The sequence below is a fragment of the Donghicola sp. genome (genome assembly GCF_025210255.1).
Taxonomy (GTDB): Bacteria; Pseudomonadota; Alphaproteobacteria; order Rhodobacterales; family Rhodobacteraceae; genus Donghicola; species Donghicola eburneus.
In genome coordinates, this window is record NZ_JAOARZ010000020.1 from 30,434 (window position 1) to 51,482 (window position 21,049).

The window sequence follows — 21,049 nt, forward strand, 5'->3', positions numbered from 1 at the left end:
TTTCAGGGCTTTTGGCGCTTGACGGTCCTTTACCGTGGCCTTAAGTCAGCGTCCACCAGATGGCGGAGTAGCTCAGTTGGTTAGAGCAGCGGAATCATAATCCGCGTGTCGGGGGTTCAAGTCCCTCCTCCGCTACCAGGTTTCCCAAACAGTTTTGATAAAAGAAACATTTGGTTATGCCTGATGACAGCGCGCCGTTTATGGCTGCGCAATGACCACTTCAGTTCCCCAACGCTCGCATTTTTGTTGGAGATCTCGGGGCAGGGGGCGATCCGTGAAGAATGCATCCAGATCAGCGAGCGATCCGATTCTGGCAGGTGCGTTCCGCTGGAATTTAGAGCCATCCGAAACGAGGAACGTTTTGCGTGACTGCCGCAGGATGGCCTGACTCACGCCAACCTCTTGGACGTCGAAATCCAGAATGTCCCCATCTTCGTCAAGCGCAGAGCAGCCGATCACCGCCAGATCGAATTTGAACTGGGCAATCGCCTGCACTGTCAAATTCCCGATCAAGCCTCCATCAGATCGCCGCAGGGTGCCGCCCGCCACAATCACCTGACAATCCGAGTTTTGCCCCAAGATATGTGCGACGTTGAGATTGTTCGTCACCACCATCATGTCGCGGTGACGCAGGAGTTCAGAGGCCACGGCCTCTGTGCTGGTGCCGATGTTCAGGAAAATCGAGGCATTCTCTGGGATTCGCGCGGCGCAGGCTTGGGCAATCGCAATCTTAGCGTCGGACTGCAGCAGACGACGCTCTTCGTATTCGATGTTCGTGGTGCCAGAGGGCAGAATGGCCCCGCCATGCACACGTTCCAGATGGCCGCCGTCGGCCAGATCGGTCAGATCGCGGCGGATTGTTTGCAGTGTAACGCCGAAATGGGCGGCCAATCCCTCGACGGTGACTTTGCCCTCGCGGCGGGCAATCTCCAGAATCTCTGGATGACGTAGTGTCTGGGACATGGCTCTCCTCCAAGCATCGCTCGATTATGCGCGTTTTTGTTCGTTATTCAAGAATCAGCAAACGAATCACCCTCGAATCGCAAATATGAGCGGTTTGCGGCGCAACAATCTTGCGCTGCACTGCGGAAAGTAGATCATGTCATACAGATTTCACAATATTTTTCAGTCGGATACCTGAAAGCGAACATTAACGAACATTTTAGGTTTCCTTTTTCTGCGTTCAGGCGTAGCTTTTCCCTCGAACCGAAGCGCGGTTGAGGGAGGACCCTGTGTCGGCATCTGGCGAAACGCAGCAGATTTTTGACCTGTTCATTATTGGCGGGGGCATCAATGGGTGCGGCATTGCGCGCGACGCGTCTGGCCGTGGTCTGAGTGTCGCCTTGGCCGAGATGAATGATCTAGCCTCTGCAACCTCTTCATCTTCGACAAAGCTGTTTCACGGTGGCCTGCGCTATCTGGAATATTTCGAGATTCGTCTGGTGCGCGAGGCGCTGATCGAACGCGAAGTGTTGCTCAAGGCGATGCCGCATATCAGCTGGCCCTTGCGTTTCGTGCTGCCTTACCACAAGGACATGCGTTTCGAGAATTCGACTCCGACCTCGCGCATTCTGAATACTGTGATGCCATGGATGAAGGGGCGCCGCCCCGCGTGGCTGATCCGTCTGGGCCTGTTCATGTACGACAATCTGGGTGGGCGCGAAATTTTGCCCGGCACCTCGACTGTCGACCTGACCCAAGGCCCCGAAGGCGCGCCGCTGCAGGAGCGCTTCGAAAAGGCCTATGAGTATTCCGATTGCTGGGTCGAGGACTCGCGTCTGGTTGTCCTGAACGCTCGCGACGCCGAGGCGCGCGGCGCCGAGATCATGACCCGTACCAAAGTTATGTCCTGCGTGCGTGTCGACGACATGTGGGAAGTGATCGTGCAGGACACGAACACTGGTGTTCAGCGCCGTTTCCGCGCCAAGATGCTGGTGAATGCGGGGGGGCCTTGGGTCGGCGATATCATCCACGGCAAGATCCGCTCGAACAGCACCGAAGGCGTTCGTCTGGTCCGTGGCAGCCACATCGTGACCCGCAAGCTCTACGATCACGACAAGTGCTATTTCTTCCAAGGGACCGATGGCCGGATCATTTTCGCCATCCCCTACGAGCAGGACTTTACCCTGATCGGAACCACAGACGCCGAGCATACCGATCCTTCGATCAAGCCCGAGTGCACCGATGAAGAGCGCGATTACCTGCTGTCCTTTGCCTCGGACTATTTCAAGCAACCGGTGACCCGCGACGATATCGTCTGGAGCTATTCTGGCGTGCGTCCGCTGTATGATGACGGTGCAAGCAGTGCGACGGCTGCGACCCGCGACTACACGCTCAAGGTTGATGCCGTTGGCGGTGCGCCCGTGCTGAATGTCTTTGGCGGCAAGATCACAACCTATCGCCGACTGGCCGAGAGCGCGCTGGAGCATATCCAAGAATATTTCCCACAAGCGCCAGGCACTTGGACCGCCGGTGTTGCCTTGCCGGGCGGGAACTTTGCGGTTAGCGACACCGAAAAGCTGATTGCTGATCTGCAACAAAAATATCCGTTCCTGACGCCCTTTTGGGCACGTCGCTTGATCCGTGCGTATGGGGCCGAGGCCTCGGAAGTGCTGGGAGACGTTCGGGAAGCGGAGCAACTTGGGCGTGACTTCGGGGCAACCTTGACCGAGGCTGAGGTCCGCTGGCTGATGGAACGCGAATACGCGCAAACAGCCGAAGACGTCGTGTGGCGGCGTAGCAAATTGGGTCTGCGTTTGACGGCTGAACAGGTCGCGGCGCTGGACCAGTGGATGAGTGACGCTCGGAGCATCGGGGCCGCGCAAGCGGCGCAATGATGCGATCGAACGACTGGGAGGAGGAACAATGACTCTCGCTCTTGAGCGGGTCACAAAGGTCGTGAGCGGCCAGACCCATATTTATGAGACCGATCTGGTCTTGCAGCCCGGCACGATGAATGTGCTGCTTGGACCGACCTTGTCGGGCAAGACGTCTCTGATGCGCTTGATGGCTGGTCTAGATGTCCCGACCTCGGGCCGGATCATGTGGAACGGTCAGGATGTGACCGGAATGCGTGTTCAGGACCGTCAGGTCGCGATGGTCTACCAGCAGTTCATCAACTACCCTTCGATGACCGTCTACGACAACATTGCCTCTCCGCTAAAGCTGATGGGCAAAACCTCGGCCGAGATTGACGCCGCGGTCAAGCAAGCCGCCGACCTGATGAAACTGACCCCGATGCTTCAGCGCAAGCCGCTGGAACTGTCGGGCGGCCAGCAACAGCGCTGCGCACTAGCGCGGGCCTTGGTGAAAAACGCGGGTCTGGTGCTGCTGGATGAGCCTCTGGCGAACCTCGACTACAAACTGCGCGAAGAGCTTCGGATCGAGATCCCCAAGATTTTCGAAGAGTCGGGCAGCATTTTCGTCTACGCGACCACCGAACCCGAAGAGGCTCTGCTTCTTGGCGGCAACTGCGCCACTCTGTGGGAAGGCCGTGTGACCCAGTTCGGTCTGACCCCTTCGGTCTATCGTCAGCCCGTAGATGCGACCACCGCGCGTGTGTTCAGTGATCCGCCCATGAACTTCTTGCAGATCAGCAAGACCGGCCACGTTCTGATGTTCGGCAAAGGCCAGAAGACCCCCGCAACCGGCGCCTTGGCGAACTTGCCGGATGGCCGCTACATCGCTGGTTTCCGTCCCAACCACGTCGAGATTGGCAAACACACTGCCGATGCGATGAAGTTTACCACGAACCTCGTTGTGACAGAGCTGACCGGCTCGGAAACCTTTGTTCACCTTAATCACCACGGCGAGCGCTGGGTCGGTCTGGTGCACGGGGTGCACAACCTGACGCTTGGCGCGCCGCTCGATGTCTATCTGGACCCGAGCCACGTCTACATCTTTGGCGAGGACGGCAAGCTGGTTGCCCCTGCCGCCTACGCAGCCGCCGCTTAAGGGAGAGGACCATGGCCAAGATTACCCTTGATAACCTCGCCCATTCGTACCTGCCGAACCCTACGTCCGAGGATGATTTCGCGCTGAAGCAGCTGGACCACGACTGGGTCGATGGCGAAGCCTATGCGCTGCTGGGTTCGTCCGGTTGCGGCAAGTCTACCCTTTTGAACATCATCTCGGGGCTGCTGACCCCGTCGCAGGGGCGCATCCTCTTTGATGGTCAGGACGTAACGCACGCGCCCACCGCCGAGCGCAACATCGCGCAGGTGTTCCAGTTCCCCGTGGTGTACGACACCATGACGGTGCGCGAGAACCTAGCCTTTCCGCTGAAAAACCGTGGCGCGGACCCCAAATACGTCGCCGAGCGAGTCCAACAGATCGGCAACATGATCGGCATGGAAGCGGAACTCGACCGCAAGGCGCGCGGCCTAACCGCTGACGCCAAGCAGAAGATCAGCCTTGGCCGCGGGATGGTCCGCGAGGACGTGAACGCGTTGCTGTTTGACGAGCCGCTGACCGTGATCGACCCCCACATGAAGTGGGAACTGCGGACCCAGCTGAAGAAGCTGCACCACGAATTCGGTCACACCATGATCTACGTGACCCACGACCAGACCGAGGCTCTGACCTTTGCGGACAAGGTTGTGGTTATGTACGACGGCCGAGTTGTTCAGATCGGCACCCCGGAAGAGCTGTTCGAAACGCCCGAGCACACCTTTGTCGGGTACTTCATCGGCTCGCCCGGCATGAATGTGATTCCTGCCAAAGTGGACGGTGACCGCGCTTATGTGAACGGAAGCTACGTGCAACTAGGCCGTGGCTATGAGCCAATCGACGGCAAAGTCGAAATCGGCGTGCGTCCCGAGTTCGCGACCCTGTCCGAGACAGAGGGTCTGCCGGTGAAAATCCGCCGCGTCGAAGATGTGGGCCGTCACAAAATTATTCGCGCCGAGTTCTTTGGCAGCGACATCAACATTATCGCGAACGAGGGCACCCCGATCAGCGCGGACATGAACCGCGTCAGCTTCGACCCCGCCCACGTCAACGTCTACGCCAACGACTGGCGCGTTAAGGGGGAGGTCGCCTGATGGAAAAGACAGTCAACCAAAAGGCATGGTTTCTGGTCCTGCCTGTTCTGATCCTTGTGGCGTTTTCGGCGGTGATCCCGCTGATGACCGTAGTGAACTACGCGTTTCAGGACACTTTCGGGAACAACCAGTTCTTCTGGGCCGGTCTCGATTGGTTCGATGAACTGCTACACTCGGACCGGATGTGGGACGCGCTGGGTCGTCAGATCGTGTTCTCTGCGATCATTCTGGCGATCGAGATCCCGCTGGGCATCTTCGTCGCGCTGAACATGCCGAAAAAAGGCTTCTGGGCCAGCTTCTGTCTGGTTCTGATGTCCCTGCCTCTGCTGATCCCTTGGAACGTGGTGGGCACCATCTGGCAGATCTTTGGCCGCGTGGACATTGGCCTTCTGGGCTACACGCTGGATAAATTGGGCATCAGCTACAACTACACTCAGGACTTCTACGCCGCGTGGATCACTGTGATCGTGATGGACGTATGGCACTGGACCTCGTTGGTGGCGCTGCTCGCCTATGCCGGTCTGCAGTCGATCCCCGACGCCTATTATCAGGCAGCCAAGATCGACCAAGCCAGCCGCTGGAAAGTCTTCCGCTACATCGAACTGCCCAAGATGATGGGTGTTCTGATGATCGCGATCCTGCTGCGCTTTATGGACAGCTTCATGATCTACACCGAGCCGTTCGTTGTCACCGGCGGTGGCCCCGGCAACGCAACCACCTTCTTGTCGATCGACCTCGTGAAGATGGCGCTTGGGCAATTCGATCTGGGACCGGCAGCAGCCTTCTCTCTGATGTACTTCCTAGTGATCCTCTTGATTTCGTGGGTGTTCTACACCGTCATGACCAACCTTGATAAGCGGGAGAGCTGATCCATGGCCGATATGACCGTCAATCAATCCGCTGCCCGCAGCAAGCCCGCGGTAAAAGTGAATACCCGCGCCATCGTCATGGGCCTATACCTGTTGTTCCTACTGCTGCCGATCTATTGGCTGCTGAACATGAGCCTGAAAACCAATGCGGAAATCCTTGGTGATTTCTCGCTTTGGCCCCGCGATCTGACATTTCAGAACTATGCGACGATCCTGACCGATCCCAGTTGGTACATGGGGTACGTGAACTCGCTGATCTACGTTGTGATGAACACCTTCATCAGCATCGTGGTGGCATTGCCCGCAGCCTATGCGTTCAGCCGCTACAGCTTCATGGGTGACAAGCATCTGTTCTTTTGGCTGCTGACCAACCGCATGGCACCGCCCGCCGTGTTCGCGCTGCCCTTCTTCCAGCTCTATAGCTCGGTCGGGCTCTTCGATACGCACATCGCGGTTGCCCTTGCGCACTGCTTGTTCAACGTGCCGCTCGCCGTTTGGATTTTGGAAGGCTTCATGCGCGGCGTTCCCAAAGAGATCGACGAAACCGCCTATATCGACGGCTACAGCTTTGGACGGTTCTTCATCAAGATCTTCATGCCTCTGATTGCCAGCGGCGTGGGTGTGGCAGCATTCTTCTGCTTCATGTTCTCTTGGGTGGAATTGCTACTTTCCCGCACCCTGACCTCGGTCGAGGCCAAGCCGATCGCCGCCACAATGACCCGTACGGTTTCGGCCTCTGGCATGGACTGGGGCGTGTTGGCTGCCGCGGGTGTCCTGACTATCGTGCCTGGTGCGCTCGTGATCTACTTTGTCCGCAACTACATCGCCAAGGGCTTTGCCCTGGGTCGTGTGTAACCCCGAAGAATAGGAGATCGATCAATGGCTTGGATGGCATGGACTTGGCCGACTGCAATCTTCTTTGGTGTGATTGCGATGCTGCTGCTCACCTTTACGGTGCTGGCTATCAAATTCCCCGAGACGCCCCGCACGGGCGTCCTGCGGATCGAAACGACGCGCGGTGATCGTCTGTTCATCACGCTTCTGGGCTCTGCTTTCATCAACCTCGCATGGCTGGGGTTGGTGGGGGACAACCAGCCCTACGCTCTGGGGGTTTGCCTTGTTTACGCTCTGGCGGTGTTCCGCTGGGTCTAAAGGCTGACCTCTGCCGGCGGCAACGACCGCCGGCCAATATGTGAACGGTTCAATATAGGGAGGAAACTATGAACCCGTTTTTCAAATCAACTACGGCACTGGGCATCGCGCTGACCCTGCTGTCCGGCCCCGCGTTCGCGGATATGGAGGCTGCGAAGCAGTTCCTCGACGAGGAAATCGGTGAGCTGTCCGCGCTGAGCCGGGCCGAGCAGGAAGCCGAAATGCAGTGGTTCGTGGATGCCGCGCAGCCGTTTGCGGGCATGGAAATCAAGGTGGTTTCTGAAACCATCACCACCCACGAATACGAATCCAAAGTGCTGGCGCCTGCCTTCACCGCGATCACCGGCATCCAGGTCACCCACGACCTGATCGGCGAAGGCGACGTGGTCGAAAAGCTGCAGACACAGATGCAGTCGGGCCAGAACATCTACGACGGCTATATCAACGACTCCGACCTGATCGGCACCCACTGGCGCTACCAGCAGGCCCGCAACCTGACCGACTGGATGGCAGGCGAAGGCGCTGACGTCACCAACCCGAACCTCGACATCGACGATTTTGTCGGCGTCTCGTTCACCACCGGCCCCGATGGCAAGCTGTATCAGCTGCCCGACCAGCAGTTCGCGAACCTCTATTGGTTCCGCTACGACTGGTTCAACGATCCCAAGACCCAAGAGGACTTCAAAGCCAAGTACGGCTACGATCTAGGTGTTCCGGTCAACTGGTCGGCCTATGAGGACATCGCAGAGTTCTTTACCGGTCGTGACATGTCTTATGCGGGCGGCCCGTCCGAGGGCGTCTATGGCAACATGGACTACGGCAAGAAAGACCCGAGCCTTGGCTGGCGTTACACCGATGCGTGGCTGTCGATGGCTGGTGCTGGCGACAAGGGTGAGCCCAACGGTCTGCCCGTCGACGAATGGGGTATCCGCGTTAACGAAAACAGCCAGCCTGTCGGTTCGTGCGTGGCCCGTGGCGGCGCAACCAACGGCCCCGCAGCGGTTTACGCGATCACCAAATCGATCGAGTGGCTGGAAAAGTACACGCCCCCTGCAGCAGCCGGTATGACCTTCTCTGAAGCAGGTCCGGTGCCCGCACAGGGTAGCATCGCACAGCAGATGTTCTGGTACACTGCCTTCACCGCCGACATGGTCAAAGAAGGCCTGCCGGTCATGAATGAAGATGGCACTCCCAAGTGGCGCATGGCTCCCAGCCCGCACGGTGCTTACTGGGAAGAAGGCACCAAGATTGGCTATCAGGACGCCGGTTCGTGGACTCTGATGGAGTCGACCCCTGTCGACAACGCCAAGGCTGCATGGCTCTACGCGCAGTTCGTCACCTCCAAGACTGTGGACGTGAAGAAATCGCACGTGGGTCTGACCTTTATCCGCGAGTCCACCATCCAGCACGACTCGTTCACCGAGCGCGCACCGCAACTGGGTGGTCTGGTCGAATTCTACCGTTCGCCCGCCCGCGTTCAGTGGTCGCCGACCGGCACCAACGTGCCTGACTACCCCAAGCTGGCTCAGCTGTGGTGGCAGAACATCGGCGATGCAATGTCGGGTGCCAAGACTCCCCAAGAGGCAATGGACTCGCTCTGCGCCGATCAGGAAAAGGTTCTGGAGCGTCTTGAGCGCGCCGGCGTTCAGGGTGATATCGGTCCCAAGCTGAACGAGGAGCAGGACCCCGAGTACTGGCTGTCGCAGCCCGGCTCGCCCAAGGCCAAGCTCGAGAACGAGCGTGAAGAGCCCCAGACCGTTTCCTACGACGAGCTGATCGCCAGCTGGAAGTAAGCGGTTTTGAAACAGGGGCGGGGCCAGTCATGGCCTCGCCCTTTGTTGTTTGCAAATTCCCGTTAAATTAGAAAAAGTCCCCACGTTGCACCGAGGCAGAGGAGGCCCCCTGATGACGTATATTTTAGCAATCGATCAGGGCACCACATCCAGCCGCGCGATCCTGTTTGACAGCGAGATGAAGCTGCGCGCGACCGCTCAGGAAGAATTCACGCAGCATTTCCCAAAGTCAGGCTGGGTCGAGCATGACCCCGCGGATATCTGGTCCACCACCGCTGGCACGGCCCGCGAAGTGATCGAACGTTGCGGCATCAGTGCCAACGACATCGCTGCCATCGGCATCACCAACCAGCGCGAAACCACCTTGGTTTGGGAAAAAGACACCGGCAAGCCGATCTACAACGCCATCGTCTGGCAAGACCGCCGCACGTCAGACTATTGCAAAGAGCTGAAGGCCGCTGGCCACGAAGAGATGTTCACCGACCGCACCGGCCTGCTGCTGGACCCCTATTTCTCGGGGACCAAGCTGAAGTGGATCTTGGATCACGTGGACGGTGCCCGCGAACGCGCCCGCAATGGCGAGCTGCTGTTTGGGACTGTCGATACGTTCCTCATCTGGAAGATGACGGGGGGCAAATCCCATGTGACCGACGCCACGAACGCCGCGCGCACGCTGCTCTATGATATCCGCAAAGGGCGCTGGTCGCAGACGATCTGCGATCTGCTAGACATCCCGATGGAGATGCTGCCGACCGTGCAGGATTGCGCCAGCGAGTTCGGCGTGACGCGCGCGGATCTCTTCAGCAAAGAGATCCCGATCCTTGGCGTCGCGGGCGACCAACAGGCCGCGACCGTGGGGCAGGCGTGTTTCAAACCCGGCATGCTGAAATCGACCTATGGCACGGGGTGCTTTGCGCTGCTGAACACAGGCGACACGCCTGTTCGGTCGAACAACCGTCTGCTGACGACCATCGCCTACCAGCTGGATGGCAAGCCGACCTACGCCCTGGAAGGCTCGATCTTTATCGCGGGTGCGGTAGTCCAGTGGTTGCGGGACGGTCTGCAGATCATTCGCAGCGCGTCAGAAACCTTGCCGCTCGCAAAGCAAGCGGATGATGGTCAGGACCTGATCCTCGTTCCCGCGTTCACCGGCCTTGGTGCGCCCTATTGGGATGCAGAGTGTCGTGGGGCGGTCTATGGCCTTACCCGCAACTCTGGCCCTGCCGAGTTCGCCAAAGCAGCTCTAGAGAGTGTCGGCTACCAAACCCGTGACCTGCTGGAGGCGATGACCGCCGATTGGCAGAACGAAGGCGGCGAAGCGACCCTGCGCGTGGATGGCGGGATGAGCGCCAACGACTGGGCCATGCAATTCCTGTCAGACATCATCGGCGCGCCTGTGGACCGCCCGACTGTGCTGGAAACCACTGCGCTTGGCGCCGCTTGGCTTGCTGGCATGAAGGCTGGCGTCTATCCGCCCATGGAAGAGTTCGCCAAAACATGGGCGATTGAGCAGCACTTCGACCCCTCTATGGACGACGAAACCCGCGCGACCAAGTACGACGCATGGAAGCGCGCTGTTCAGGCCACGATGAGCGTCTGATGCAGTTCGCTCTGGCCGCCCCCGCCCGCATCGAATTTGGCCGCGGCAAGTCTAGCATGGTCGCCCCTGCGGTGACCGCACTCGGCTTGCGTGTGCTCTTGGTGCGTGGTCGATCTGTTGCTTGGGCGGACACGCTAGAGCGGGACCTGAAGTCTGGTGGCGCTGCGGTCACGGTGGTCTATGGCGCTGGCGAGCCGGACTTGCCGTTACTACTTGATTTGGTCGATGAGGCCAGAGAATCGCAGATCGACGTGGTTGTCGGAGTGGGTGGCGGATCGGTTATCGACTTGGCCAAGGCTTTGGCGGCGTTGGTACCCGCCCCTGCAGGGCCGATGCGCTATCTCGAGGTGGTAGGCGAAGGTAAACCCCTAGAGGCGGCACCTCTGCCATTCGTGGCGGTCCCCACCACATCAGGCACAGGCGCAGAGGTCACCAAGAATGCGGTGATCGGCATTCCCGAAGCGTCCCGCAAAGTCAGCCTGCGCGACGATCGCATGCTTGCGGATCTGGCCGTGATCGACCCTGCTCTGACGGATGGTTGCCCGACCTCGGTCACTTTGGCCTCGGGGTTGGACGCGATCGTACAGGTCATCGAACCCTACCTGTCGTCCCGCGCGACAGTGCTGACCGATGCCTTGTGTCGGGACGCAATCCCGATGGGGCTTTCCGCTCTTGTCCGGCTGATGAAGGCCGAGGATACCGAGGCGCGCGACGCAATGGCTTTGACCAGCGTGTATGGTGGCCTGGCGCTCGCGAATGCGGGCCTTGGGGCGGTGCACGGCGTAGCGGGGGTGCTTGGGGGAACGACGGGTATCGCGCACGGCGTTTTGTGCGGGCGTTTCTTGTGCCCAGTGCTTCGGGACCACGAAGCCGCGCCCGATTTGCCAGAGGATACGCGGGTGAGGCTGCAACGCGTCAAGGAATGGATCGCGACGGCGCTCGGGACCGACCCTGAGCAAGCAATTGATGCGTTAGATCGTTGGATAGACAGCGCTGGCCTACCGAGATTGAGCACTCTTGTAGATACTTTGATTGATGCCGAAAGGATCGCCGAGGCTTCCGCTATGTCGTCGTCAATGAAGGGGAATCCCGTGACGATCCCGCAGGACCGCTTGACCAAAATGATCGCCAAGACATTTATGTAGCGGCTTCGCGCAATATCAAAATTGCGCAAATGTAATACCTTTCCTCTAATCTAGGGATAGTTTTGGGCGTTTCTTTGTATGAGACGGACGTCCCTGTAGATCCGTAAGATTGTCATTTTTTCCTTCGAACGTCCGGCTGCCGCTACAACATTTCGATGGAAAAACGCCTATGGTACAAATGACTGCCCGCCCCGCCGCAAGTGAACTTGTTCACGGAGAATGGGAGAATGTTGATGCCTTGGAAGCACTTAACGTCTTGTCCAATCCCGTCATGATTGCCGACAATGAAATGGTTATCCGTTTCGTCAACGACGCCGCCTACAAGATGTTCGAGGCGATTGAACCGGACATCCAGCAGGACCTGCCCAAGTTCCAGGCCCGCGGCGTTCTGAATAAATCGATCGATCAATTCCACAAGAACCCCGCCTATCAGCGCCGTCTGGTCTCTGGAATGCTGAAACCCCATGACGGCAAGTTCACCATCGGCGGCAAACATTTGGAATTCCGCGCGACGCCAAAGTTCGACATGGACGGCAACCTCGTGTCGATTTTTGTCGAATGGAAGGACCAGACCGAACTCAAGGATGCTCAAACCCAGGTTGAACGGCTGATCTCGGGTGTTCTGGACATGGCCGCTGCGCATCAGGATGGCATGATCACTAGCGTTATCTCGCCCGATGGGTTGGATGCAGAATATGCGTCGATTGCGACCAAAGTGAACGAGATGGTTAACGGCCACATTACCACCAAGAAAAAGATCATCGTCGCGATGCAGGCCTTTGCCAAAGGCGATTTGGATTTTGAAATCGAGCAGTTCAGCGGCGAACGCAAGTTCATCAACGATGCGATTGAGGACGTCCGCCGCGCCTTCAAGACTGTTGTGAACGACATTCAAGGGCTGTCGCAAGCCATCGTAGACGGCAATCTGGATCAGGTGATTACCCCCGAGAATTACGATGGCGCCTATCGTGATATCATCGAAGCATTCGAGCTGGCCTATGCCTCGCTGAACAATACGATTCACGAAATCAATGAGCAGATTAACCAGATCTCGGTGACGATCACGCAGATCAGTTCCTCGGCGCAGTCCTTGTCGGGTGATGCTCAGATGCAGTCTACAGCCGTCGAGCAAATCTCGGCGACCACCGAAGAGACTGACCAGATGGTGCGCAGCAACGCAGACTCTAGTGCTTCGATCAGCAAGGTTGTGACGGCGGCCCGTGGGGTGACCACTGACGGGCAAGCGAAGATGGCGGAAATGGTCGCGGCCATGCATGACATCCGCGGCGCATCGACGGATATTGGCAAAATTATCAAGGTGATTGACGAAATTGCCTTCCAGACGAACCTGTTGGCGCTGAACGCAGCGGTTGAGGCAGCCCGAGCAGGCGAACACGGACGCGGCTTTGCCGTCGTAGCCCAAGAAGTGCGCAATCTGGCAGGACGTTCGGCCCAAGCGGCTAAGGAAACTTCGGACCTGATCGAAAGCTCTGGCAACAAGGTGAAGGCAGGCGTGGCGCTGGCCGATGAAACGCAGTCGTCCTTTGTAAGCATCACTTCGGATATCGAGAAGATCGACGTTCTGATGGCGAACATCGCAAGCAGCAGCGCCGAGCAATCCCGCGGGATCACGCAGATCAGTCAGGCGGTGAACGAGATAACCAAAAGCAGTATGTCAGTGACCAGCCAATCGGACGAATTGGCCGCAGCAGCTGCCGAGATGGAAGCAGCAACGCAATCGGTCAAAGGTCAAATGCAAAGGTTCAAACTGCGCCCGCGCAGGAAAGCTACTGCAACAGCCAACACTGCTCAGGATATGATGCAGGGTGTCTCCCCTGAGATGATGAAGCAAATACAGGCATTTATCGCAAGCCAAGCGCGATAACGCTAAGTCAAAATATCGCGATGCGAAGGTGCCGAGCGTGGCACCTTCGCGTATTTGTATCTCATCTTGCGATTTTATGTCGGTGGGATCGAACATCTTTCCGTTGCGTCAGTTTTAATTATATGCAAAAAAATTAATGCAATTTTGTCGTGTGCGCCCTAATTCGAACACACATTCGGAGTACAACTTTCAGAGATAGCTTTTGAGCAGGATGCAGCGCGCTGCGTCTGGCGTCTTTGAATTATTTTATTTTGGATAACGATTTGCCATGGAAAACTGGAACGATCTACGCATCTGCCTAGCGCTACACCGGTTCGGGACCATGTCGGCAGCGGCCTCTTACATCGGGGCAAATGTCGCGACCGTGTCACGCCGGATCCACAAACTTAGCGAAGAAATGGGCCAACCGCTGTTCACCAAGAAGGGTGTGATCTGGACGGCGACGCCCTTTGCCATGCATTTTATTTCTTGGGCCGAGCAAACGGAATGGCGGCTCGCGGATCTATCAGAAAAGCAAAATGCGGACATCACGAGCGTGATAGTTCGACTTGACGAGACCACGCGCGGATCAGTGGCGATGTCGGGTATCAGCGCCTTGGCCGCGGAACGACCAGATCTGAACGTGACGTTTACCACCTTAGACGGAGCCTCGCGGGGCGGCGACATCCAATGTGCGCTTAGCTGCAATGCGCTTGAGGATATGGACCTGATGCAGGTGCCGGTGGGTCACGTGCGCCGCGCGGTTTGGTGTGGGGCTAATTTTCAGAAGGACTTGCGGGGTTGGGTCAAAGTCGGCTCTGCGAGACGGGATGAACGCCTACATGCGGCGTTGCATCAGGCCTTTGGTGCGCCCACGGTTGTGACCGAGGATGTGTCTGGCGTGATGGATATTGTTCGCAAAAACCCGCTCGTGGTCGTTCTACCTGTTGATCTCGCGCTCAGTCAGAGGGGGCTCCGGCTCGTCGACAGTTTCCCGGTAATCGAGGATGAAGTTTACCTCTATCTGCCGACGATCCGCGAGAATGAGCAGCTCGGGCAGGACTTGATCGCTGCAACGCGCAAATCCCTTTGCACTGAAGACAACGCGCTGGTGTTGCCGCGCTTGGCCCTGGCAGCGGTTAGCTGATCGGCGTCGCAGCCAGTTGACGCAGGGCACCCGCCCGCGCGGCAAGGGTCGCGGCAATTTCTAGCGCGCTTTCGCTCAGCATATCCTTGTCGACAAAGACATCGACGTCGTGGGCTGCGACGAATGCCTGCCCGTGGATCTCTGGCAGGCTGGAAGTCAGTATAATCCCCGCGCAGGCAGTTTTCGAATTCAGGGCGCGCACTGAACGAATGAGTTCGCCGCTCAGCGCCCCATCAATATAAGCATCCAAGATGATGACGCAGCCCGCGCTTCTTGATGCGTGGCAAAAATTCAGAAACTCATTTGGCTTTTCAAAAACCTCAACAGAGTGCTGTCCGCATCGGGACAGCCAGCGCATCATGAGTTGAGCATGTAGGGAGTCGTCCTCGAGAATTGCGATCTGCATCAGGGCCGACCCATTTTGACTGTTTTATCTCTGCTTTTGCATATTGATCGACTCACCCTTGGGTTGAAAGGTGTGGAATTGCATTGGGGTAAATGCGTTGTTAACCAGAATGGTCGTTACGGTACATCCGCGTGGGGTGCGCTTTGGTGGTTTCGAGCAAAACTGACACGAAATCTCGTTGCTCTGCGCTGGACAGAGTTTGGTCGCGCATTGACACGCCCACAGGCCCGCCAAGCAGATCGCCTTCGAGTTCAAGCACCGCAAGAGTGCCATTCTCAAGTTCCGCACCGACGACCCCGTGCGAAATGAACCAAATCACGTCAGAGCGCTGTACCACCCGCCGGCCAAAGGCGAGCGACACGTTCTCGAACGCGGGGCTGACATTGTTCAGGCCAATGGAGTGCAAATAGGACCGCACCGAGGACGCGATCACCGCCCCTGATGGCGGCAGCATCAGCGGATAGTTTCCGATCTCCTCCAATTGCCAAGAGCGCGACAAGAGAGGGTGATTTGGCCTGACCACGGGCACGACTTTTTCCGAATAGAGCTGCCGGAAGCTCAGACCTTCGACCGCACCGGCAGGTGGCATCCGCCCGACGACCATATCCAATGCCCCCTCGCGGAGCTGCGACAACAGCATCCAGTTCGGTCCGGTCGTCACGCGCAGCAGGCAATCGGGGTGCATATCGCGGAATTTGAGTGCCGCCTCGGGCAGCAGGAACGTGGCCGCAGTGGGCAGAGCGCCGACGGACAGGCGGGACGGGGCACGTGGGGCCTCGCGCACCAAATCTTGCGCGCGCTGAAGGTCGATCATCGCAGAACCGGCGTGCTGCTGGAACAGTTTGCCTGCCATGGTCAGCGCAAGTCGCCTGCCAGAGCGGTCGAACATTGGCACGCCAAGAATATCCTCAAGCTCTTTGATGGTTTTGGATGCGGCGGGTTGGCTGACGTTCAGGGCGTTCGCGGCCGCGCTCAGACTGCCAAGGCGGGCTGTTTCCAGAAAGCACCGGATGTGACGCATCCGAATGTGAGGGTCAATCATGTCATAACTCATGGGTTATGTATTTTTTCTCTATTTATAATTTTCATAGAGGTCTGGTCATGTCAAACACCAGCTCAGGGAGATTCACATGCAGACTGTTTTGTTCGATCAGATGATGGTTCATTTCCGTGACGAAGGTCCTCGGGATGGCCGCGTGGTGATGTTTGGCAACTCGCTCGGGACCGATCTGCGGGTCTGGGACATCTTGCTGCCTTTGCTGCCCGAAGGTCTGCGCATCGTTCGGTTCGACAAGCCCGGTCACGGGCTGAGTGATTGCCCCGAGGCGCCTTATGCGATGGGCGAATTGGTCCGTGATGCAGAGAACCTTGCCGAGCATCTGGGTCTGAAAGACATCACTTTTGTCGGGCTGTCGATTGGCGGTCTGATCGGACAGGGCTTTGCGGCCAAGCGTCCCGATCTGGTCAAAGCCTTGGTCCTGATGGACACCGCAGCCCAGATCGGCACCGACGACATGTGGAACACCCGCGTGAACGCAGTCCGCAAGGGCGGCATTGAATCGCTGGCCGACCCCATTCTGGAACGCTGGTTTGCGCCGACCTATCGAAACGGTCAGCCGTCTCAGATGGCCGCATGGCGCAACATGCTGTGCCGTACCCCCGCCGAGGGCTACATCGGTTGCTGTCAGGCCATCGCTGCGGCGGACCTGACTGAAAGCACTCGCGCCCTGACCCTGCCCGTGCTTGCAATGGCAGGCGATCAGGACGGCAGCACGCCCCCCGCAATCGTTCAAGCTACTGCCGAGCTTTGCGGTGCTGCGTTCCACATTATCGAAGACGCGGGCCACTTGCCCTGTGTCGAGCAGCCCGAAGTGGTTGCAAAACTTATCAATGACTTTCTGGAGGCCACAGCCTGATGTCCGACCGTTTTGACACCGGCATGAAAACCCGCCGCGAAGTTCTGGGCGATGCCCACGTAGACCGCGCCGAGGCCAACAAAACCGATTTCGATCTCGCTTTCCAAACCCTGATCACCGAGGGCGCATGGGGGACTGTCTGGTCCTCGGACGGCATCAGCCGCCGCGAACGCTCGATGATCACGCTGGCCCTGCTGGCCGCGACCGGAAACTTCGAAGAGATCCCCATGCATATCCGGGCCACTGCCCGTACCGGCGCAAGCACGCGTGACGTTCTGGAAGCCTTTCAGCACGTTGCCATCTACGCCGGGGTCCCACGCGCGAACCATGCCTTGAAATTGGCGAAAGCCACCTATGCCGAAATGGAGGCGGCATCTGATGACTGATTTAGGCCCGCTTATTCCGCGGAATCGCGAAGCGCACCCAGACGCATACGATCCTGCATATAAAACTTCTGTTGCCCGTTCCCCCTACCTGCCTTTGTTGTCGATGGAATCCGGCCTCTCCGAGGAAACCGGTCCCACCTTTGGCCACAGCAAACTTGGGGCGCTCGACAATAACCTGATCCTCAACTGGACCAAGGGCGCGGCCCCCGCTGTGGGTGAACGCATCCTGATGCACGGCCGTGTGGTGGATGAAAACAACCGCGCTGTGCCCAACACGCTGGTTGAAATCTGGCAGGCGAACGCCGGTGGCCGTTACCGCCACAAGAAAGACACCTATCTTGCGCCTCTGGACCCGAACTTTGGTGGCTGCGGTCGCACCCTGACCGACGAGAACGGCTACTACCAGTTTCTGACCATTCGCCCCGGTGCCTATCCTTGGCCGAACCGCGGAAATGACTGGCGCCCGATGCACATCCACATCTCGGTCTACGGTCACAGCTTTGGTCAGCGCCTGATCACCCAGATGTATTTCGAGGGCGATCCGCTGATCAACCACTGCCCGATTGCGGCAACCATCAAGAACCGCAGCCAGCTGGACCGTCTGGTCGCGCCGCTGGATCTGGCAAGCTCGCGTCCGCTGGACTTCTTGGCCTACAAGTTTGACATCGTTCTGCGCGGTCGCCGCCAGACCATGTTCGAAAACAAGCTGGAGGGGATGTAAGATGGTACAGAAACTGGACACTCTGGTAGAGACCCCGTCGCAGACCGCTGGCCCCTACGTCCACATCGGTTTGATGCCCACCTATGCGGGCAACGCGGGCTACTACGACGAAGAGATCGGCACCAGCCCCATCGCCGATGGCGTCAAAGGCGAAGTGATCGAGATTGTTGGGTCAGTCTTCGACGGCACCGGTTGGGCCATGCGCGATGCGCTGCTCGAAAGCTGGCAGCCCGACGCGGCTGGCAGGTTCGCGGGCCAAGAGGGTGCAGACCCCGCCGTGACTGGCCACTGCCGCTTTGCTGCGGATGCCGAGACTGGCGAGTTCACCCTGCGCACCGTGAAGCCGGGCAAAGTTCCGAACCGTGGTGGTGGCTTCTCGGCCCCGCACATTTCGGTCTGGATCTGCGCACGCGGCATCAACATCGGTCTGCAAACCCGCATCTACTTCGAGGACGAGGACAACAGCACTGACCCGCTGTTGGCCCGCATCGAGCAGCGTCCCCGCGTGGACACGCTGATCGCGAAAAAGACCGCCGACGGCAAATACCGCTTCGACGTCCGTCTTCAGGGCGAAGGCGAGACGGTTTTCCTCGACATCTAAGTTATTCGGGGCGTCCATGAGTGGGCGCCCCTCAGTATGAAAGACGCGAACATGACCAAACCCTGCATCATCTGTGTGGCGATCACTGGCTCGCTGCCGACCAAAGAGAACAACCCTGCGGTGCCGATCACTGTGGCAGAGCAGATCGAAAGCACTCAGGAAGCTTTCGAAGCTGGCGCAACCATCGCCCACTGCCACGTGCGTGACGACGAAGGCAAGCCGACCTCGGACCCCGAGCGTTTTGCCCGCCTGAAAGAGGGTTTGGAAAAGCATTGCCCCGGCATGATCGTGCAGCTGTCGACCGGTGGCCGCAGCGGTGCGGGCCAGACCCGTGGCGGTATGCTGCCCCTGTCGCCCGACATGGCGTCGCTGTCGGTTGGCTCGAACAACTTCCCCACCCGTGTCTATGAAAACCCGCCGGAACTGGTCGATTGGCTGGCCTCCGAGATGGTGAAATATGGCGTGAAGCCCGAGATCGAGGCTTTCGACCTGAGCCACATCCTCAAGGCCGCCGACATGTTTAAGAAGGGCCAGATCGCAGAAACCCCCTACGTCCAGTTCGTGATGGGTGTGAAGAACGCAATGCCCGTGGACCGCGATGTCTTTGATTACTACATCAAAACCGTGCACCGCCTGTTTGGCGAGGATGCCAACTGGTGCGCAGCCGGTATCGGTGCCCACCAGATTACCCTGAACGACTGGGCCGTGTCGTCAGGCGGTCACGCCCGCACCGGTCTGGAAGACAACGTACGTATCGACCGCGACACACTGGCGCCCTCGAACGCGGCACTGGTGCAGCGCGTGGTCGATCTGTGCGACAAGTACGAGCGCCCCGTTGCCACATGGCAGCAAGCGCGTGAAATGCTGAACCTCAAGGTCCCCGCAATCGCATGACCCCGACCCCTTTGACTGGCGCCGTGATGGCGCCGCTCTATGGCGATCAACAGGCCACCGCCCTTCTGTCAGAAGAGGCGGTCGCCGCGCATATGGTCGCCTTTGAGATAGCTTTGGCCCGCGCGACCGAGGCGGCTGGCCTGACTGAAACCGGCAGCGCCGATGCAATCGCTGCCGCGCTGGACGGGTTCGATGCGGACTTGGCTGGACTGGGGCAGGGGACCGCTTCGGCGGGTGTTCCCGTGCCAGCTCTGGTTGCCCAACTGCGCGCCGCGTGCGGCGAGGCAGGGCAGGCCTTGCACTGGGGCGCGACCTCGCAAGACGTAGTGGACACCGCGACCGTGATGGCCGTGCGTGATGTGCTGGAGCTGTACGCGGATCGCGTGTCTGCGCTGATTGGCGCTTTTGAACAGCAGTCCGAGGCATTTGGCGATGTGGTTATGGGTGGCCGTACCCGGTCGCAAGTGGCCACTCCGATCACCTTTGGCATGCGGATCGCTACGTGGGCGGCACCGCTGATCGCATTGGAAGCAGAACTGCCCGCGCTGAAGGACCGGATCGCTCGGGTCCAGTTCGGCGGAGCGGCAGGCAACAATCTGGCCGTGGCACCCCACGGGGCAGACATTGCCGCAACTTTGGCGTCTGAATTGGGCCTAGGTGCGACAGTCCAGTGGCACGGCGACCGCAGCGCAGTCATGGCTGTGGGCGCTTGGGTGGGCCGCGTGACCGCAGCCTTGGCCAAGATGGCAGGCGACCTGATCCTGATGGGTCGGTCCGAAGCCGCCGAGGGCAAGGCAGGTAAAGGCGGCGGATCGTCGACCATGCCGCAGAAGTCCAATCCCGTCGCGTCCGAGGCGATCGTCACGCTGAATGCCTATGTCACCGCGCTGACCCCCATGCTCGCCATGGCGGCCAGCCCTACAGAAGAGCGGGACGGGGGCCGTTGGGCGATGGAATGGTTCGCCCTGCCGCAAATCCTGATCGCAGGTGCAGCAGCATTGCGTCATGGCGCCGATCTGGCCGCGACCCTGCAAGCCTTCCCCGAGAATATGACGCGGATGCTGGACGCAAACGGCGGCGCGATCATGTCCGAAGCTGCCAGCTTTGCCCTTGCCGCGCACATGCCGCGTGCCGAGGCGCAAACGCTGGTGAAGGATGCTCTGAAACTGGTGAACGGGCAGGGCAAAACCCTGACCGAAGCTCTGTCCGAAATTGGGCCCGACGGGATCGACTGGGTGCAAATCCTTAATCCCCGTCAGGCCATCGCGCCGTCGCAGGCGCAGGCAAAGGCGATCTTTGCCAATCGAACCAACTCTTTGGAGGAGACGAAATGAACAAAGTGTATGGCAGCGCGGCGGAGGCTCTGGATGGCCTGCTGCGCGACGACATGCTGATCGCGGCAGGGGGCTTTGGCCTGTGCGGGATTCCCGAACTGCTGATTGATGCGATCGTGGAAAGCGGGGTCAAAGGTCTGACCGTTGCGTCGAACAACGCCGGTGTGGATGGCTTTGGC

Annotated in this window: 21 protein-coding genes and 1 tRNA gene; 19 read left to right on the forward strand and 3 right to left on the reverse strand. The window is 58.9% G+C overall.

The genetic code is table 11. The features are described from left to right. The first annotated feature begins 61 nt into the window (after positions 1 to 61). Positions 62 to 138 (forward strand) — tRNA-Met (locus N4A58_RS06820). Between the two features lie 60 nt (positions 139 to 198). Here N4A58_RS06820 and N4A58_RS06825 read toward each other — a convergent pair. Continuing rightward, complete coding sequence (locus N4A58_RS06825; protein ID WP_072709823.1) at positions 199 to 963, reverse strand: DeoR/GlpR family DNA-binding transcription regulator; 765 nt, start codon at positions 961 to 963, stop codon at positions 199 to 201. A gap of 269 nt (positions 964 to 1,232) precedes the next feature. On the opposite strand from N4A58_RS06825, the gene glpD reads away from it, so the two are divergent. The 11 genes from glpD to N4A58_RS06880 all read left to right on the forward strand — a co-directional run bounded on the left by glpD (position 1,233) and on the right by N4A58_RS06880 (position 14,612). Next, entirely contained in the window at positions 1,233 to 2,837 is a 1,605-nt protein-coding gene (gene glpD, locus N4A58_RS06830) for a glycerol-3-phosphate dehydrogenase (RefSeq protein ID WP_293708497.1), read from the forward strand. Positions 2,838 to 2,865: 28 nt separating this feature from the next. Continuing rightward, positions 2,866 to 3,954 carry an ABC transporter ATP-binding protein gene (locus N4A58_RS06835; protein ID WP_293708498.1) on the forward strand — a complete coding sequence of 363 codons (1,089 nt, stop codon included), beginning with the start codon at positions 2,866 to 2,868 and terminating at the stop codon, positions 3,952 to 3,954. Positions 3,955 to 3,965: 11 nt separating this feature from the next. Beyond that, positions 3,966 to 5,042, forward strand: a complete 1,077-nt coding sequence (locus N4A58_RS06840) for an ABC transporter ATP-binding protein (protein WP_293708499.1) — start codon at positions 3,966 to 3,968, stop codon at positions 5,040 to 5,042. Then, a complete protein-coding gene (locus N4A58_RS06845; RefSeq protein WP_072709841.1) occupies positions 5,042 to 5,911 on the forward strand; it encodes a carbohydrate ABC transporter permease in 870 nt (289 codons plus the stop codon). The genes N4A58_RS06840 and N4A58_RS06845 overlap by 1 nt, the downstream gene beginning before the upstream one ends. A 3-nt stretch (positions 5,912 to 5,914) precedes the next feature. Continuing rightward, entirely contained in the window at positions 5,915 to 6,766 is an 852-nt protein-coding gene (locus N4A58_RS06850) for a carbohydrate ABC transporter permease (protein ID WP_072709843.1), read from the forward strand. Between the two features lie 24 nt (positions 6,767 to 6,790). Next, on the forward strand, positions 6,791 to 7,063 hold the full coding sequence (locus tag N4A58_RS06855) for a DUF2160 domain-containing protein (RefSeq protein ID WP_072709845.1): 273 nt from the start codon (positions 6,791 to 6,793) through the stop codon (positions 7,061 to 7,063). Between the two features lie 68 nt (positions 7,064 to 7,131). After that, positions 7,132 to 8,856: an ABC transporter substrate-binding protein gene (locus N4A58_RS06860; protein WP_293708500.1), complete on the forward strand. Its 1,725-nt coding sequence runs from the start codon at positions 7,132 to 7,134 to the stop codon at positions 8,854 to 8,856. Positions 8,857 to 8,968: 112 nt separating this feature from the next. After that, positions 8,969 to 10,456 (forward strand): glycerol kinase GlpK, encoded by a 1,488-nt coding sequence (gene glpK / locus N4A58_RS06865; protein WP_293708501.1) that lies wholly within the window; start codon positions 8,969 to 8,971, stop codon positions 10,454 to 10,456. Further along, positions 10,456 to 11,601: an iron-containing alcohol dehydrogenase gene (locus N4A58_RS06870; RefSeq protein WP_367176785.1), complete on the forward strand. Its 1,146-nt coding sequence runs from the start codon at positions 10,456 to 10,458 to the stop codon at positions 11,599 to 11,601. The genes glpK and N4A58_RS06870 overlap by 1 nt, the downstream gene beginning before the upstream one ends. A gap of 169 nt (positions 11,602 to 11,770) precedes the next feature. Beyond that, positions 11,771 to 13,486 (forward strand): methyl-accepting chemotaxis protein, encoded by a 1,716-nt coding sequence (locus tag N4A58_RS06875; RefSeq protein ID WP_293708502.1) that lies wholly within the window; start codon positions 11,771 to 11,773, stop codon positions 13,484 to 13,486. 268 nt (positions 13,487 to 13,754) lie between these two features. Beyond that, positions 13,755 to 14,612, forward strand: a complete 858-nt coding sequence (locus N4A58_RS06880) for a LysR family transcriptional regulator (RefSeq protein WP_293708503.1) — start codon at positions 13,755 to 13,757, stop codon at positions 14,610 to 14,612. On the opposite strand, the gene N4A58_RS06885 is transcribed toward N4A58_RS06880, so the two are convergent. Together N4A58_RS06885 and N4A58_RS06890 are read right to left on the reverse strand one after the other, a co-directional pair. Next, positions 14,605 to 15,018, reverse strand: a complete 414-nt coding sequence (locus N4A58_RS06885; RefSeq protein WP_072709857.1) for a response regulator transcription factor — start codon at positions 15,016 to 15,018, stop codon at positions 14,605 to 14,607. The two genes, N4A58_RS06880 and N4A58_RS06885, sit on opposite strands and share 8 nt — an antisense overlap. 100 nt (positions 15,019 to 15,118) lie before the next feature. Beyond that, entirely contained in the window at positions 15,119 to 16,060 is a 942-nt protein-coding gene (locus tag N4A58_RS06890) for a LysR substrate-binding domain-containing protein (RefSeq protein ID WP_293708504.1), read from the reverse strand. A gap of 88 nt (positions 16,061 to 16,148) precedes the next feature. On the opposite strand from N4A58_RS06890, the gene pcaD reads away from it, so the two are divergent. The 7 genes from pcaD to N4A58_RS06925 form a co-directional block, all read left to right on the forward strand. After that, positions 16,149 to 16,934, forward strand: a complete 786-nt coding sequence (gene pcaD / locus N4A58_RS06895; RefSeq protein ID WP_293708505.1) for a 3-oxoadipate enol-lactonase — start codon at positions 16,149 to 16,151, stop codon at positions 16,932 to 16,934. Beyond that, positions 16,934 to 17,320, forward strand: a complete 387-nt coding sequence (gene pcaC / locus N4A58_RS06900) for a 4-carboxymuconolactone decarboxylase (RefSeq protein WP_293708506.1) — start codon at positions 16,934 to 16,936, stop codon at positions 17,318 to 17,320. The genes pcaD and pcaC overlap by 1 nt, the downstream gene beginning before the upstream one ends. Further along, entirely contained in the window at positions 17,313 to 18,041 is a 729-nt protein-coding gene (gene pcaH, locus N4A58_RS06905) for a protocatechuate 3,4-dioxygenase subunit beta (protein ID WP_293708507.1), read from the forward strand. The genes pcaC and pcaH overlap by 8 nt, the downstream gene beginning before the upstream one ends. 1 nt (position 18,042) lies before the next feature. Then, positions 18,043 to 18,642 carry a protocatechuate 3,4-dioxygenase subunit alpha gene (gene pcaG, locus N4A58_RS06910; protein WP_293708508.1) on the forward strand — a complete coding sequence of 200 codons (600 nt, stop codon included), beginning with the start codon at positions 18,043 to 18,045 and terminating at the stop codon, positions 18,640 to 18,642. Positions 18,643 to 18,693: 51 nt separating this feature from the next. Beyond that, positions 18,694 to 19,536, forward strand: a complete 843-nt coding sequence (locus N4A58_RS06915; protein ID WP_177158250.1) for a 3-keto-5-aminohexanoate cleavage protein — start codon at positions 18,694 to 18,696, stop codon at positions 19,534 to 19,536. Continuing rightward, positions 19,533 to 20,870, forward strand: coding sequence for a lyase family protein (locus N4A58_RS06920; protein WP_293708509.1), 1,338 nt, complete (start codon positions 19,533 to 19,535; stop codon positions 20,868 to 20,870). The genes N4A58_RS06915 and N4A58_RS06920 overlap by 4 nt, the downstream gene beginning before the upstream one ends. After that, the coding region (locus N4A58_RS06925; RefSeq protein ID WP_293708510.1) for a CoA-transferase at positions 20,867 to 21,049 on the forward strand (183 nt) is incomplete at its 3' end. The genes N4A58_RS06920 and N4A58_RS06925, both read left to right, overlap by 4 nt.

Coding starts and splice junctions, on each gene's coding strand:
- pcaG (WP_293708508.1), top strand. CDS start 18,043: ATGGTACAGAAACTGGACACTCTGGTAGAGACCCCGTCGCAGACCGCT.
- N4A58_RS06870 (WP_367176785.1), top strand. CDS start 10,456: ATGCAGTTCGCTCTGGCCGCCCCCGCCCGCATCGAATTTGGCCGCGGC.
- N4A58_RS06920 (WP_293708509.1), top strand. CDS start 19,533: ATGACCCCGACCCCTTTGACTGGCGCCGTGATGGCGCCGCTCTATGGC.
- N4A58_RS06835 (WP_293708498.1), top strand. CDS start 2,866: ATGACTCTCGCTCTTGAGCGGGTCACAAAGGTCGTGAGCGGCCAGACC.
- N4A58_RS06855 (WP_072709845.1), top strand. CDS start 6,791: ATGGCTTGGATGGCATGGACTTGGCCGACTGCAATCTTCTTTGGTGTG.
- N4A58_RS06915 (WP_177158250.1), top strand. CDS start 18,694: ATGACCAAACCCTGCATCATCTGTGTGGCGATCACTGGCTCGCTGCCG.
- glpK (WP_293708501.1), top strand. CDS start 8,969: ATGACGTATATTTTAGCAATCGATCAGGGCACCACATCCAGCCGCGCG.
- N4A58_RS06885 (WP_072709857.1), bottom strand. CDS start 15,018: ATGCAGATCGCAATTCTCGAGGACGACTCCCTACATGCTCAACTCATG.
- N4A58_RS06845 (WP_072709841.1), top strand. CDS start 5,042: ATGGAAAAGACAGTCAACCAAAAGGCATGGTTTCTGGTCCTGCCTGTT.
- pcaD (WP_293708505.1), top strand. CDS start 16,149: ATGCAGACTGTTTTGTTCGATCAGATGATGGTTCATTTCCGTGACGAA.
- N4A58_RS06850 (WP_072709843.1), top strand. CDS start 5,915: ATGGCCGATATGACCGTCAATCAATCCGCTGCCCGCAGCAAGCCCGCG.
- N4A58_RS06825 (WP_072709823.1), bottom strand. CDS start 963: ATGTCCCAGACACTACGTCATCCAGAGATTCTGGAGATTGCCCGCCGC.
- N4A58_RS06880 (WP_293708503.1), top strand. CDS start 13,755: ATGGAAAACTGGAACGATCTACGCATCTGCCTAGCGCTACACCGGTTC.
- pcaC (WP_293708506.1), top strand. CDS start 16,934: ATGTCCGACCGTTTTGACACCGGCATGAAAACCCGCCGCGAAGTTCTG.
- N4A58_RS06860 (WP_293708500.1), top strand. CDS start 7,132: ATGAACCCGTTTTTCAAATCAACTACGGCACTGGGCATCGCGCTGACC.
- N4A58_RS06840 (WP_293708499.1), top strand. CDS start 3,966: ATGGCCAAGATTACCCTTGATAACCTCGCCCATTCGTACCTGCCGAAC.
- N4A58_RS06875 (WP_293708502.1), top strand. CDS start 11,771: ATGGTACAAATGACTGCCCGCCCCGCCGCAAGTGAACTTGTTCACGGA.
- N4A58_RS06890 (WP_293708504.1), bottom strand. CDS start 16,060: ATGATTGACCCTCACATTCGGATGCGTCACATCCGGTGCTTTCTGGAA.
- pcaH (WP_293708507.1), top strand. CDS start 17,313: ATGACTGATTTAGGCCCGCTTATTCCGCGGAATCGCGAAGCGCACCCA.